Genomic DNA, 15,214 nt, shown 5'->3' with positions numbered 1-15,214 from the left:
GTAGTCGCCCCCTGGCCGTGATGACGGCACTGGCATTGTTCGTCACCAGCGCGCAGGCGCTTGGCGCGCCACCGGCCGCCGCATCCCCGGCCTACCTCGACCTCGATCGCAGCTTCGAGGAGCGCGCCGCCGATCTGGTCTCGCACATGACCCTCGACGAGAAGGCCGCGCAGATGCAGAACGCGGCGCCGGCCATCGACCGCCTGGGAGTCCCGGCCTACGACTGGTGGAACGAGGCGCTGCACGGCGTCGCGCGCGCAGGCGCGGCAACGGTGTTTCCGCAAGCGATCGGCATGGCGGCGACCTTCGATGTGCCGCTGATGGGCGAGGTCTCCAGCGCCATCAGCGACGAGGCGCGCGCCAAGCACCACGAGTTCGTGCGCCAGGGCCAGCACGGCCGCTACCAGGGCCTGACCTTCTGGTCGCCCAACATCAACATCTTCCGCGACCCGCGCTGGGGCCGGGGACAGGAAACCTACGGCGAAGACCCCTACCTCACCTCGCGCATGGGCGTGGCATTCGTGAAGGGCCTGCAGGGCGACGACCCGAAGTACCGCAAGCTCGACGCCACCGCCAAGCACTTCGCCGTGCACAGCGGGCCGGAGGCCGATCGCCATACGTTCGATGCCCGCCCCAGCGAGCGCGATCTCTACGAGACCTACCTCCCGGCCTTCGAGGCACTGGTGAAGGAAGGCCAGGTCGATGCGGTGATGGGCGCCTACAACCGCGTCTACGGCGAGTCCGCCAGCGCCAGCAAGTTCCTGCTGCAGGACACGCTGCGCGGGCAGTGGGGCTTCAAGGGTTACGTCGTGTCCGACTGCTGGGCCATCGTCGATATCTGGAAGCACCACAAGATCGTCGCCACGCCGGAAGAGGCCGCCGCGCTCGCGGTGAAGAACGGCACGCAGCTCGACTGCGGCGACACCTACATGCCGTCGCTGCCGGTCGCGGTAAAGAAGGGCCTGATCAGCGAGGCCGAGATCGACCATGCGCTGACGATGCTGTTCACGGCGCGGATGCGCCTGGGCATGTTCGATCCGCCGGAAAAGGTCCGCTGGGCCGGCATCGCGTATTCGGTGAACCAGTCGCCCGCGCACGACGCGCTGTCGCGCAAGGTGGCACAGGAGTCGATCGTGCTGCTGAAGAACGACGGCGTGCTGCCGCTGTCGCGCGATCTCAAGCGAATTGCCGTTGTCGGCCCCACGGCCGACGACACCATGGCGCTGCTGGGCAACTACTACGGCACGCCGGCGGCACCGGTGACGATCCTGCAGGGCATCCGCGAGGCGGTGCCGAACGCGCAGGTCGTGCATGCGCGCGGTGTCGACCTGGTCGAAGGCCGCGACGACCCGGCGGCAACGCCGTTGATCGAACCGCAGTACCTGCGCCCGGAAAAAGGATCGAGCGAGCGCGGCCTGCGCGGCGAGTACTTCCGCAGCAAGGACCTGTCCGGCAAGCCGGCGCTGGTGCGCGTCGATTCGCAGATCGGCTTCCGCTGGGACCGCGGCTCGCCGACCGACAACCTGATGGCCCGCGGCGAAGCACACGGCGGCCAGTCGGTGCCCTCGGACAACTTCAGCATCCGCTGGAGCGGCCAGCTGATGCCGCCGGTGTCAGGCACCTACCGGCTGGAAGCCGCGGCAAACGACGGCTTCCGCCTCTACCTCGATGGCAAGCTGGTCCTGGACCAGTGGAAGGACAGCGATCGCCTGCGCGCCGACAGCGCCAGCGTGACGCTGCAGGCCGGTCGCAGCTACGACCTCAAGCTCGAGTACTACGACGGCGAGCGCGACGCCGGCGTGCGCCTGGCGTGGCGCATGCCCGGTGCGAAGCCGCCGTTCGAGGAAGCGGTGCAGGCCGCGCGCGACTCCGACGTGGTGATCTTCGTCGGCGGCCTTACCGGCGACGTCGAAGGCGAGGAGATGACGGTCAGCTACCCGGGCTTCGCCGGTGGCGACCGCACCGACATGCGCTTGCCGGCCACGCAGCGCAAGCTGCTGGAGGCGTTGCATGCGACCGGCAAGCCGGTGGTGATGGTGCTCACTGCGGGTTCGGCATTGGCGGTGGACTGGGCCAGGCAGAACCTGCCGGCGATCGTGATGGCCTGGTACCCGGGCCAGCGCGGCGGCAACGCAGTCGCGGACGTGCTGTTCGGCGACGCCAACCCGGCCGGCCGCCTGCCGGTGACGTTCTACAAGGCCGACGAGAAGTTGCCGGCATTTGACGACTACGCGATGCAGGGACGTACCTACCGCTACTTCGCGGGTGAGCCGCTGTATCCGTTCGGGCATGGCCTGTCGTACACGACGTTTGCCTACTCCGACCTGCGACTCGACCGTGCCAGGGCGGGCGCGCAGCAGCAGGTGACAGCCACGGTGAAGGTCCGCAACAGCGGCAAGCGTGCCGGCGACGAGGTCGTGCAGTTGTATCTGCGAGCGCTCGATTCGAAGTTGCCGCACGCGCGCAAGGACCTGCGCGGGTTCCAGCGCGTGACGCTGCAGCCGGGCGAGGAGCGGACGCTGACGTTCACCATTACGCCGTCCGCCGATCTGCGCTACTACGATGTTTCCCGCAAGGCCTACGCGGTCGAGCCAGGTGCTTATGAAGTGCAGGTCGGCGCGTCGAGCGAAGACATCCGCGCGACGAAGAAGCTGACGGTCACAAAGTGAAGGAGCCGATGTCGCACCGCTTGAATCAGGCCGCCCTCGCCAGCTTGCCGGCCGCGGTCGTCCGTCCTGCCTACGACCGCGCCGGAACGCGCATCGGCATCGTCCACATCGGCGCGGGCGCATTCCATCGTGCACACCAGGCGGTCTACCTGGACGACGTGCTGGCCAAGGAACCGGACTGGGCGATCTGCGGTGTGAGCCTGCACAGCCGTGACGTTCGCGATGCCCTGCAGCCGCAGGACGGCCTGTACACGCTGGCGCTGCTCGGCGAGAAACCCTCGCTGCGCGTGATCGGTTCGATTCGCGAGCTGCTGTTCGCACCCGAACAGGGCGCGCAGGTGCTCGCACGCCTCGCCGACCCGCTGGTGCGCATCGTCACCCTCACGATCACCGAGAAGGGCTACTGCCTGACCGGCGCTGGCCCTTCGGGCGCCGACCTCGATCTGACCCATCCAGAGATCGTCCACGACATCGCCAGCCCGGATGCGCCGAACGGGGCCATCGGCTACATCGTGGCCGGACTGGCCGCGCGACGGCGGTTGCGGCTGGCGCCATTCACGGTGCTCAGCTGCGACAACCTGCCCGACAACGGTGGCAAGCTGGGCCGCGCGGTCGTGCAGTTCGCCGCGCAGATCGATCCCGCCCTCGCGCGCTGGATCGAGTCGGAAGTGGCCTTTCCGTGCTCCATGGTCGACAGCATCACGCCCGCGACCGACGATGCATTGCGCGAGCGCGTTGCCGCCGGTCTGGGCTGTGACGATGCCTGGCCGGTGCAACGCGAGGTCTACTCGCAATGGGTGGTCGAAGACACCTTCTGCAATGGCCGTCCCGCCTTCGAACGGGTGGGCGTGACGGTGAGCAACGAGATCGCCGGCTACGACAAGGCCAAGCTGCGCCTGCTCAACGCGCCGCATTCGGCGTTGGCGTACCTGGGCTCGTTGATGGAAATCGAGACCGTGGCGCAGGCCATGGCCACTCCGGTACTCGCCGGATACATCGAGCGGCTGATGCATGACGGCATCGTGCCGAACGTGCAGGCGCCCGCCGGATTCAACGCCGGTGCCTATGTCGAGGCGATCGTGGCGCGGTTCCGCAATCCGGCCATCCAGCACCGCCTGCTGCAGATCGCGTGGGACGGCTCGCAGAAGTTGCCGGTGCGACTGCTCGGCACCATCAGCGATGCGCTCGCCGCAGGTCGCCCGATCGACCTGCTGTGCCTGCCGGTGGCGGCATGGATGCAGTTCGTGCGGCGGCAGGCGCGCAACGGCGTGGCGCTGGTGGATCCGATGGCGCAGGTGCTGTCCGGGGTGGCTCGCGATACCACCGGCGATGCACATGGCGATGTCGCCCGCTTCCTTGCGCTGGAGGCGATCTTCGCGCCGCTGTCGGGCGACACGCGCTTCGTCGATGCCATGCACGAGGCTTACGCCCGGCTGGGAGACGGAACGCCTGCCGCAGTCTGGCGCGCGCTGGGCGCCTGATTCCTGGGGGCCTCAGGGACTACCGCCCGAACCCAAACCCCGTCGCCGCAACCCGCACCCTGACCACGGAATGGTGCGAGGTCATATACACCGTGTGGCCGTCGTCGCCGAAGGTGCAGTTCGACACGCGTGCGCCAGTGTCGATCAAGCCCAGGCGCGTGCCATTGGCGTCCATTACCAGCAGGCCGCCGGGCGCGCTGGCGAAGAGGTGGCCATCGTCCGACACGCACAAACCATCCGGTGCGCCGTCGGCGCCGGCGGCGATCAGGTCCGATGCGTCGCCCAGCACGCGCTTGTCTTCCACGTCGCCATGCGCATCGAGCCGGTAGGCCACCCACACCGGATGTTCCTCGTCCGAGTTGGCCACGTACAGGGTGCGCTCGTCGGGCGAGAGCGCAACGCCATTGGGAAAGCGCAGGCTGCCGTCGATCAGGTGCACCGAGCCGTCGCGGTCGATCCGGTAGACGCCATTGACCGGCTGCTCCTTCAGCGGTGATTCGTTGATGCCTTTGAGCCCATAGGGCGGGTCGGTGAAGTACACCGCGCCGTTGCTGTGGCGGACGACGTCGTTCGGACTGTTGAAGCGCTTGTTGCGGTAGCTCGCGGCGAGCGTGGTCTTGCGCATCGTCGACGGGTCCAGGCGGGCGATCAGGCGCGAACCCGAGTCAGCCAGCAGCACCGTGCCCTGCGGTTCGATCTCGAGGCCGTTGGCCCCGGCCTCGCGCAGTCCGTCCAGGTCCGTGCCGCCGTACCCCGATGGCTTGAGGAACACCGATGCGCCATCGCGCGTCGACCAGCGATACATCGTGTTGCCGGGCACGTCGTTGAACAGCAGGTACTGTCCGTCGCGGATCCACAGCGGGCCTTCGGCCCAGGTGAAGCCATGGGCGATGCGCTCGATGCGGGCATCGGGCGCGACGATCTTCAGCAGCGCCTCGTCGTACACGACGATCCGCCCGACCGTGGCGTAGGTAGCAGCAGTCGGCGGCGGTGCGGTCGTGCACGCCGTGGCCAGCAGTGCGGCGGCAAATGCGGCGGTGACAGCGCGCTTCTCCAGTGCGCGCATCAGTGCACCTGCACCACGGTCTGCGCGCCCTGCAAGTGCTGCGCTTGCGCGCTTACGGTGACGGCGCCAGTCTGTCCGGGTTTGCCGCGCACGATCACCAGCGCCAGGCCGTTGAACGCATTGCGCTGGTGCGACGGGAATGCAGTCATGTCGGTCGGATCTCCGTTGTCGGTAGCGACGATCTCGGCGGGGCCGTCCACGCTGAAAGCGATGCGCGAGGCTGCATTGGGCACGGGCTGGCCGTCGCGATCAAGTACCCGCACCGTCACGAACGACAGGTCGCTGCCGTCGCTGCGTATCTCGCTGCGGTCCGGCAGCAGTTCCAGCCTCGTGGCCGGTCCGGTCGTGCGTACGCTCGACTGCGCCCATGGCTTGCCGTTCTTGTAGGCCTGCACGCGCAGCTCGCCCGGCTGGTAGACGACGTCGTCCCAGCGCAGGCGGTACTCGTTCGGCCCCTTCTTCCTGCGTCCGTGCGACTTGCCATTGACGAACAGCTCGGCCTCGTCGCCGGAGGTGAACACGTGCACCGGCGTGACCTGGCCCTCGCGTCCCGGCCAGGTCCAGTGCGGCAACAGGTGCGCCATCGGCAGGTCCGGGCGCCAGCGCGACTGGTAGAGGTAGTAACGGTCCTTCGGGAAACCGGCGAGGTCGACGATGCCGGAGTAGGAGCTGCGCGAGTCGTAATAGGGCGTGGGTTCGCCGAGGTAGTCGAAGCCGGTCCAGACGAACTCGCCGGCGACAAACGCGTTGCGGTCGAGCGAGGCGAAGACCTTGTCGGGGCTGGAACCGAAGTCCACCGCGTGCAGTTCGTACGCGCTGACCTGGCGGATATTCGAATCGCCGCCACGGCCGTCGCGCACCGGCGAGCTGGTCTCCTTCGTCACCGGGAACAGGTACACGCCGCGGCTGCTCAGCGCCGAGGCGGTCTCGGTGCTGACGATGGCCTTGTCGGGGAACCGGGCATGGAACGCCGAATACTGCGGCGCGGTACGGATGCGCTCGGTGCCCTCGAACTCGGGCGTGTCGCGGATGCCTTCGCCCTGGTAGTTCAGGCCGATCACATCGAACGCCGCAGGCAGCGGCATGTCCGGCTTGGCCCAGTTCATGGCATTGGTGGTCGGGCGGGACGGATCTTCCTCGCGGACGATGTCGTGCAGGCGCCGGGCGATCGCCGCGCCGTCGTCGCCGGTGTACTGCTCGCCGACCTCGTTGCCGACGCTCCAGGCGAGGATCGACGGGTGGTTGCGGTCGCGGCGCAGCATCGAGCGCAGGTCGGGCTCCTGCCAGTCCTTGAAGATCAGGTGGAAGTCGAGCGGGGTCTTCTTGCGCTCCCAGGAATCGAAGATCTCGTCGACGACGAGGAAGCCCATGCGGTCGGCGAGCTCGAGCAGTTCCGGCGCCGGCGGGTTGTGACTCATGCGCACGGCGTTGGCGCCCATTTCGCGCATGATCTCCAACTGGCGCTGCGCTGCGCGGGTGTTGAACGCCGCGCCGAGTGCACCCAGGTCGTGGTGGTTGTTGACACCGCGGATGACGACGCGCTCGCCGTTGACGATGAGACCCTGGTTGGTATCGAAGCGGACCGAGCGGATTCCGAAGGGTGTGCGCAGGCGATCGACGACGCGGCCATCGCGCGAAACGGTGGTGATCGCGACGTAACGGTTCGGCTGCTGCGTCGGCGGCGGCCCCCACAGGCGCGGGTGGGCGAGGGTGGTCGTGCCGCCGAGCCGCACGCTGGACCGTGCCGGCACGCGCGCGGTCACGGGCGCGATGCTGGCGACGGCGTCGCCGAGCGGATTGCCGGCACCGTCGAGCGCGAGAATCCGTGTGGCCACCTCGACCGCGGCCGTGCGCGAGGAATCGTTGTCGATCGACACGTCGAGACGGATCGTCGCGCTCGCGGCGGACATCTGCGGCGTGGTCACCTGCGTTCCCCAGTGCGCGACGTGCACCGGATCGACTCTGGTCAGCCAGACGTTGCGATAGAGGCCGCCGCCGGGGTACCAGCGCGCAGAATCCGGCGGGTTGTCGAGGCGGATCGCGAGCTGGTTGTCGCCGCCGGGCACCAGGTACGGCGTCAGGTCGACTCGCCACGAGTTGTAGCCGTACGGCCAGCCACCAACGAGATGGCCATTGAGCCAGACCGTCGCATACGACATCGCCCCGTCGATATCGAGGAAGACCGATCGGCCACGGTCGCTGGCCGGGATGTCGAGCTTGCGGCGGTACCAGCCGATGCCCCAACTCGGCAGGCGGCCCATGCCGCCGTAGGGGCCTTCGCGCAGGAACGGTCCGGCGATCGCCCAGTCGTGCGGCAGCGTGACGGCTTGCCATTCACGGTCGTCGAAGTCGTTGCGCACGAAGGCGACATCGCTGCCGGGATCGCCCGCAGGCCGGACGTGCCGGCGCGAGGCATCGCGAATGAAGGCGTTGCCGGTGGGGAGGATCCACGCCTTGAGTACACCATCCGCCCGCGTCGCGATCGCCTCGGCCTGCTCGGGACGGGCATCGGCGGCTTTGCCGTCCTGGCTGTCGGTCACCCTGGGCCGCGCGTCGTAATCCAGCCGCGTCGACAAACCGGTCGGATCGCCTTTGTGGAAACGCCAGTCGCTGTTGATCAGAATCCGCTCACGCGGTGATTCCTCATCGGGCCCCGCCTGCGCGATCACCGCCGGCAATGCCAGCATCAGCAGCACCGCGCAGCGCACGAGCCGCGCGCGGATCACAGCTTATAGGCCTGCTTCGGCAATCGATAGGCGAGGTCGACCGCCAGCTCCGCCGCCTCGTCCTCGTCCATGCGGTGCTCGCTGACCAGCTTGGCCAGGAAGGCGCAGTCGACGCGTCGGGCAACGTCGTGACGCGCCGGGATCGACAGGAACGCACGTGTGTCGTCGTTGAAGCCGACGGTGTTGTAGAACCCGCCGCTGCTCAGCGTCTGTTCGCGGAATCGCCACATGCCTTCGGGCGCGTCGTGGAACCACCACGCCGGGCCGAGGAACAGTGCCGGGTAGTGCCCGGCCAGCGGCGCCAGTTCGCGCGCGTAGGTGCTCTCGTCGAGGGTGAAAACGATCACGCGCAACCGCGCGTCGTTGCCGAAGCGGTCGAGCAGCGGCTTGAGCGCATTGACGTAGTCGGTGCGCATCGGCATGTCGGCGCCCTTGTCGCGGCCGAAGCGTTCGAACAGGCGGGCGTTGTGGTTGCGGAAGCAGCCGGGGTGGATCTGCATCACCAGGCCGTCGTCCAGGCTCATCGCCGCCATCTCGGTCAGCACCTGGGCGCGGAACAGTTCCGCCTCGGCCCCGCTGGCGCCGCCACGGGAGACCTTTTCGAACAGGCGGCGTGCTTCATCGGCAGGCAGGTCGGCGGTCGCGGCGGACGGATGGCCGTGGTCGGTCGAGGTCGCGCCCATGGCGGCGAACGCGGCGCGGCGCTGGCGGTGCGCGCGCAGGTAGCCGTCCCAGCTGTAGACGTTCTCGCCGGTGATCTCGCCGAAGCGCTCCAGCGAGACGGCGAACTCCTCGTGCTCGGGATCGACCACTGGATCGGGCCGGTAGGCGGTAACCACGCGTCCCGGCCAGCCACTGGCGCGGATCGCGGCGTGGTGATCGAGCGGGTCGAGCGGGGATTCGGTGGTTGCCAGCAACTCGATGCGGAAGCGGTCGAACAATGCACGCGGTCGGAATTCCGGTTGCTGCAGCGCCGCGGTGATGTGGTCGTAGTAGCGGTCGGCACTGCCGGCATCCAGGCGCTCGCGCAGGCCGAAGACCTCGTGGAAGACATGGTTGAGCCACATCGACGACGGCGTGCCGCGGAACAGATGGAAATTGGAGGCGAACAGCCGCCACGCCGCACGCGGGTCCACCGCCGAACGCGATCCGTCGCGACGCGGGATGCCGAGCGCCTCCAGTTCGATGCCCTGGCTGTAGAGCATGCGGAACACGTAGTGGTCCGGGATCAGCAGCAGGTCGGTGGCGTTGGCGAACGCTGCGTTGCCTGCGAACCAGGACGGGTCGGTGTGGCCGTGCGGGCTGATGATCGGCAGTTGGGCGACCTCGCGGTACAGCCGCCGAGCGATCGCGCGCGCGCCGGCGTCGGCGGGAAAGAGGCGGTCCGGATGCAGGTCGAGGGATTTGCTGTTCATGGTGCTTGCTGTCTCATCATTTCGCAGTGGCGGTATCGATATCGGCATCGATATTGGTACCGGTCGCGGTGGACGGACCTGTCACGCCACGCACATAGCCTCGCAGCCAGGCCAGGGCCGGCCGCTCGCTGCCGTCCTTGCGCACCAGGTAGGCCTTTTCCTTGCTGCGCCACATGCCCGGGCGATAGCCCCAGAGCGTGATGCCCTTGACCCCGGGATGCTCCCAGAACACCGGGAAGATCCGCTGGTAGTCCTTGAGCTGCTGGGCGTCGGTTGCGCCGTCGATGTCGAGCTCGGTCACGTAGATGGGCAGGCCGGTCGCGGCGAGGCGGTCGAGGTTGGCGCGATGGACCGACATCGGCGTATCGCTCTTCGTCGCGAAGGCATGGCCCTGCACGCCAATGCCGTCGAGCAGGTTGTCCTTGCGCAGCAGCGCGATGATCTCGAGGTAGCGACGGGTGTTCTCGTCCTTGTTGGTGATGTTGTAGTCGTTGATCAGCAGCTTGGCGCGCGGGAAGTACCTGCGAGCCATGCGGTAGGACTCGACGATCCAATCCCAGCCGCTGACGCCACTGCCGCCAAGCGCGTTGATGTAGTTGCCGCCGCCCTCGTCGTCCTTGTTCGGCGGATCGTTGAGCGCTTCGTTGACCACCTCGACGTAATCCAGGTCCGGGTAGCGTTGCGCCACCGCCGCGAACCATTCCTCGATTTCCTCGCGCTGTTCGGCGGGCGGCAGCTTCTCGATCCACTCCGGCTGCTGGTTGCCCCAGACCATCACGTGCATCTGGAACGGGAAGCCGTGGCGCTTTGCGAACTGATAGGCCGCATCGAGGCCGCTCCAGTCCATCTTGTCGCGCACGGCCTCGACCGAGCCCCACTTGCCGGCGTTTTCCGGCGTGACCTTGTTCCAGTAGCCGGCGAAGCCGGGCAGCTGGGTCGGGCTGTGGACGCTGCCCAGGAACTTCTGCTGTCCGGCGGCGAGTGGCGCGCCTTGCGCGTGCAGCGCGAGCGGCGTGGCAACCAGCACGGCCAGGGCCAGCTTGATCAATGGTGACGCCTTCATCGTTCCCTCCCCGGTGATGACACTCATGCGGTCGCTGCATCCAACTGCGCCGGTTCCAGGCGCGGCGCCAGCAGGTGCACGACCAGCAGCGCGATCAGGTAGGCCGAACCGGCCATCAGGAACACCGGTACGTAGCTACCAGTGGTCTGCAGCAGGAAGCCGGTGAACGTGGCGATCATCATCCCGCCGACCGCGCCGGCGAAGCCGCCAATGCCGACCACGGACGCAACCGCGCGACGCGGGAACATGTCCGAGGTCAGCGTGAACACATTCGCCGACCAGCCCTGGTGGCCGGCCGTTGCCAGGCCGATCAGGCCGACCGCGAGCCAGAGGTTGTCGGCCTGCGCGGCGAACACGATCGGCACCACGGCCAGGCCGCAGATGCCCATGGCGGTCTTGCGCGCGCGATTGACGCTCCAGCCGCGCTTGATGAAACGCCCGGCCAGCCAGCCACCGGCGATGCTGCCGACGTCGGCGAGCACGAAGATCACGATCAGCGGCAGGCCCAGGCCAAGCAGCGTCAGTCCGTATTCGGCGTGCAGGAACTTGGGCAGCCAGAACAGGAAGAACCACCAGATCGGGTCGGTGATGAACTTCGCCGCGACGAATGCCCAGGCCTGGCGATGGCGCAGGATGCGCGACCACGGCACGCGCACCGTCGGCTCGGCCGGGTCGCTGCGGATGTACGCCAGTTCCGCGGCGCTGAGCCCGGGTTGTTCCTCGGGCGTGCGATAGATCAGCAGCCAGGCGACCAGCCATGCCGCGCTGAGCGCACCGGTCACCAGAAACGCTGCCTGCCAACCCCACGTCGCGGCCACCACCGGCACCATCATCGGCGCCACGATCGCGCCGACATTCGAGCCGGAGTTGAAGATGCCCGTGGCCAGCGCCCGTTCCTTGCGCGGGAACCACTCGGCCACGGTCTTGATCGCGGCCGGGAAGTTGCCGGCCTCGCCGAAGCCGAGCACGAAGCGTGCGGCGGCAAAGCCAATCACGCTGGCGGCGAGCGAATGGCTCATCGCCGCCAGGCTCCAGATGCTGATCGCGATCGCGTATCCCACGCGCGTGCCGAGGCGGTCGATGATCGCGCCGGCGCAGAGCAGGCCAATCGCATAGGCCGCCTGGAAAGCGGTGACGATGTAGCCGTACTGGATCTCGTTCCAGCCGATCTCGTCCTGCAGGAACGGCGCCAGCACGCCGAGTACCTGGCGATCGATGTAGTTGATCGTGGTCGCCAGCAGGAGCAGGGCGCAGATGCGCCAGCGGTACATGCCGACCTTGCCGGCCGGCGCTGCTTCCGTCGCCGTTGCCGAAGCCGCGCTCATGCCGCCGCCGTCCGCATTTGCGCCGGTATCGCGGTGGCGCCATCAGCGGACGGCAATTTGTTGCGATGCAGCGAGCTTTGCGCAGGCATGTCGAAGCGTTTCATCACGGGTTTCCTGCGGTTTCCCTGCGTTTGCCACGCAGGCGCCACTTAGTGTTAGCGCTAGCATTAGCACAGGAATCGGTGACCGGGCTACTGCCTTTCGACGGCGGTCACAGAAGCAAAATCGTCGTGGTGCCAGCAGCTTGCGACTGAACCGCCCAACACGCGGCCAGCCCTGCCGCGCCAAAACGGCTCATGTTGCTATGCAGCGTGCGAGGCAAAAATGGTAGCGCTACCATCCGCCCGGACCGCCTCAGACGGATTTGTAGCGTCATCACCGATGTAGCCAAAAACACACAGCCAATCGCAGGCCGCGCCAATGTCGCGCGCTGCCGGAACACCAGAAACGGGAGGGGAGTACGGTGCAAATCGTTTTCGCAAGAACGGCATTGTCGCGTGCCTTGGGAATGGCGCTGATCGGGATGGCGAGCACTTCCGCCATCGCCCAGCAGGCTCAACCGGCGCCGCAGGCGCAGGTCGAGACACAGGCGCAGGCGTCGCAAGAGACCACGACCACCACCACCACCGCGGCGCCCGCGGCCGCCGGTGCAGCTGACGCACAGGTATCGGCCCCGGCGAGCGCGGCCGACCAGATCCGGGAACTCGACCGCGTGGTTGCCACCGGTTTCCGCCAGAGCCTGCAGTACTCGACGCAGGACAAGCGCGACTCGACCGGCTTCACCGATTCGATCTTCGCCGAGGACATCGGCAAGTTCCCCGACGTGAACATCGCCGAGTCGCTGGCGCGCATCCCGGGCATCCAGCTCAACCGCGACGTCAACGGCGAAGGCCTCAACATCGCCATTCGCGGCTTGCCGTCCAGTTTCACCAAGACGACCATCAACGGCGTCTCGGTCGCCACCGCCTCGATCGGCCTGGATGCGACCAACCAGAACCGCGAAGTCGACCTGAACCTGTTCCCGAGCGAGTTCTTCAACCAGCTCAAGGTCTACAAGTCGCCGACCGCGGCGCTGACCGAAGGCGGTGCGGCCGGTATCGTCGACATGCGCAACGTGCGCCCGTTCGACAACCCCGAGTCGCAGGTCACCTATGCACTCGAGGCCGGCTACAACACCAACAGCGAGAACGTCGATCCGCGCGGCACCGTGATCGGCAGCTGGATCAATGACGACCACACCTTCGGCGTGCTCGGCGGCGTGACCTCGCAGCGTGGCTCGATCGGCGTGGAAGGCTACGAAACCGTCGGCTGGACCAACCCGAACCTGACCAACGCGCAATGCGGAAACGGCGGCGCTGCCGCAGGTTTCCCGGCCCTTGGCTCGGCCTGCAACATGAGCGGCGGCAATGGCTGGCGCATTCCGGACGCGGTGCCGAACAACGCATCGACGATTGCCGCAGGTCTCACGCCGACCCAGCCCATCGACGCGGCCTGGCTGCAGTCGCACAACCCGGGCCTGACCAGCGCGCAGATCGGCGAAGCGCTGATCCCGCGCCTGGGCCGTCCGGTGCACATGTCCGGCGACCGCGATCGCGACTCGTTCCTGGGCTCCGTGCAGTGGCGTCCGAACGAAAGCGCCGAGATGTACATGGATGTCCTGTACTCCAAGGCAAAGCGCACCAACGACCGCATCGACATGAACCTGATCGGTCGCAACGGCGGCATGATCCCGTTGGACATGCAGCTCGATGCCAACAACGTCGTTACCAGCGCCACGTTCACCAATGCCCAGTTCTTCCTCGAAGCGCGTCCCTACACCGAGGAAGTGGAGTACTGGCAGATCACGCCGGGCGGCACGTTCTATTTCGACGAAGACGTCAAGCTGGACGTGCAGGGCAGCTACAGCCGCAGCTGGATGCGTCGCGATTCGCCCACCATCCTCTTCAACTCGCCCTTCACCACGCTGCAGTACACCAACAACGGCGACATCCCGAGCTGGACCACCGACCTGGATCTGAATGATCCGAACCTGGGGTGGACCTGGACGGGCGGCCGCGTGTGGGCGCAGAACGAGAAGCGCGTGACCGAAACCAAGGGGCTCAATGCCAGCCTGCAGTTGGGCGACGACAAGAACAACGTCACCTTCGGCATGGCATGGGACGAGAATGCCCGCACCATCCGCGGCTTCGGCGATACCGGCACCAACTGGCAGCCGTACGCGTTCTCGCAGGTGCCCAGCTCGGAACTGCCCAACTACATCTCGCCGGGGCCGTTCGGTTTCGTGACGGTTGACTTCGACCGTTTCATGGCCGACACCAACTACGCGTTCTACCGCGATACGGCAGCCGAGGCCAGCGGCGCCAACACTGGCGCTCCCACCGGCGGCTTCGACGAGGCCAACACCGCGGCCTTCGTCATGGTCAACGGCGAGTCGGAGGTCTGGCACCGCAACCTGCGCTACAACCTCGGCGTACGTTACGCGTCCACAGACCAGGACATCAGCGGCCCGGTGACGATCGGCGGCGTGCGCCAGTACCAGACGCTGACCAGCGATTACGACGAATGGCTGCCGTCGTTCAGCGCGGCGTGGGACGTGGCCGACAATGTCGTCCTGCGCACCTCGGCTTCTCGCACCATGACCCGCCCGAACCCCAGCTCGATGCTGCCGGCAACCACCTTCACCGACATCTCGGCGCAGGTGGCCACGCAGGGCAATCCGGACCTGACACCGTACATCTCCACCAACTTCGACATCGGTGGCGAGTGGTACACCGGTGCCGAGGGCTTCGTCGGCCTGACCCTGTTCAACAAGCGCATCGAGGGCTACACCTACCAGGGCGTGACCACGCGCCCGTTCACCGACCTGGGCATTCCGTTCGACACGCTGGTGGACTCGCAGCAGCAGGCGATCAACTCGCGTGGCGGTCCGAACGTGGCGACCGTCAACGTGCAGCAGCAGGTCAACGCCGATGCCGAACTGGAGATCCAGGGCCTGGAAGTGATCTGGGTGCAGCCGCTGAGCTTCGTGTTCGAGGGCCTGGGCTTCATGGCCAACTACTCCAAGCTCGACATCAGCACGATCGGCAAGGACGCCAAGGCACTGGCCGGCAACGTCTACGGCGTGGCACCGAGCCTGTGGAACGCCACCGCCTACTGGGAGAACGACGTCGCCTCGGTGCGCCTGTCGTACAACTGGCAGGAAGGCGCCGTCGGCACCGGTCCGAACCAGCAGGGCATCCCGTTCGCGCAGCTCTACGGCGAAGACCGCGGCCAGCTTGACCTGTCGGCCAGCTATACGCTGACCAACATCACGTCCTCGCCGCAGATCTACTTCAACGTGCAGAACATCACCGACGAGGAGCGTCGCTCCTACTTCGCGTATCCCAACGCGGTCAACGACATGTACGATCCGGGTACCACGTACATGGTGGGTATCCGCGGCACCTTCTGATGCATTCGACCGTGCAAT

8 protein-coding genes are annotated in these 15,214 nt (G+C 67.1%); 3 read left to right on the top strand and 5 right to left on the bottom strand.

The genetic code is table 11. The features are described from left to right. Positions 1–20: 20 nt before the first annotated feature. Together AB4Y64_RS13500 and AB4Y64_RS13495 are read left to right on the top strand one after the other, a co-directional pair. Entirely contained in the window at positions 21–2,669 is a 2,649-nt protein-coding gene (locus AB4Y64_RS13500) for a glycoside hydrolase family 3 C-terminal domain-containing protein (RefSeq protein WP_441817021.1), read from the top strand. A gap of 8 nt (positions 2,670–2,677) precedes the next feature. Beyond that, entirely contained in the window at positions 2,678–4,150 is a 1,473-nt protein-coding gene (locus tag AB4Y64_RS13495; protein ID WP_441816967.1) for a mannitol dehydrogenase family protein, read from the top strand. Between the two features lie 19 nt (positions 4,151–4,169). Here AB4Y64_RS13495 and AB4Y64_RS13490 read toward each other — a convergent pair whose 3' ends face one another. From AB4Y64_RS13490 to AB4Y64_RS13470, 5 genes are read right to left on the bottom strand one after another with little or no spacing between them, the layout of a single operon-like run. Next, a complete protein-coding gene (locus tag AB4Y64_RS13490; RefSeq protein WP_441816966.1) occupies positions 4,170–5,216 on the bottom strand; it encodes an SMP-30/gluconolactonase/LRE family protein in 1,047 nt (348 codons plus the stop codon). After that, positions 5,216–7,903 (bottom strand): beta-galactosidase GalB, encoded by a 2,688-nt coding sequence (gene galB / locus AB4Y64_RS13485; protein ID WP_441817020.1) that lies wholly within the window; start codon positions 7,901–7,903, stop codon positions 5,216–5,218. The genes AB4Y64_RS13490 and galB overlap by 1 nt, the downstream gene beginning before the upstream one ends. 35 nt (positions 7,904–7,938) lie before the next feature. Further along, a complete protein-coding gene (gene uxaC / locus AB4Y64_RS13480) occupies positions 7,939–9,357 on the bottom strand; it encodes a glucuronate isomerase (RefSeq protein WP_441816965.1) in 1,419 nt (472 codons plus the stop codon). 16 nt (positions 9,358–9,373) lie between these two features. After that, on the bottom strand, positions 9,374–10,420 hold the full coding sequence (locus AB4Y64_RS13475; RefSeq protein WP_441817019.1) for an endo-1,4-beta-xylanase: 1,047 nt from the start codon (positions 10,418–10,420) through the stop codon (positions 9,374–9,376). 23 nt (positions 10,421–10,443) lie between these two features. After that, positions 10,444–11,745, bottom strand: coding sequence for an MFS transporter (locus AB4Y64_RS13470; RefSeq protein WP_441816964.1), 1,302 nt, complete (start codon positions 11,743–11,745; stop codon positions 10,444–10,446). Positions 11,746–12,268: 523 nt separating this feature from the next. Between AB4Y64_RS13470 and AB4Y64_RS13465 the strand changes: the two genes are divergently transcribed. After that, entirely contained in the window at positions 12,269–15,196 is a 2,928-nt protein-coding gene (locus tag AB4Y64_RS13465) for a TonB-dependent receptor (RefSeq protein WP_441816963.1), read from the top strand. The last annotated feature ends 18 nt before the right edge of the window (positions 15,197–15,214 follow it).

The organism is Lysobacter sp. TAF61, assembly GCF_052113485.1.
GTDB lineage: Bacteria > Pseudomonadota > Gammaproteobacteria > Xanthomonadales > Xanthomonadaceae > Lysobacter_J.
The sequence above is the reverse complement of the archived record's forward strand: the minus strand, read 5'-3'. Positions and strand labels throughout refer to the sequence as shown.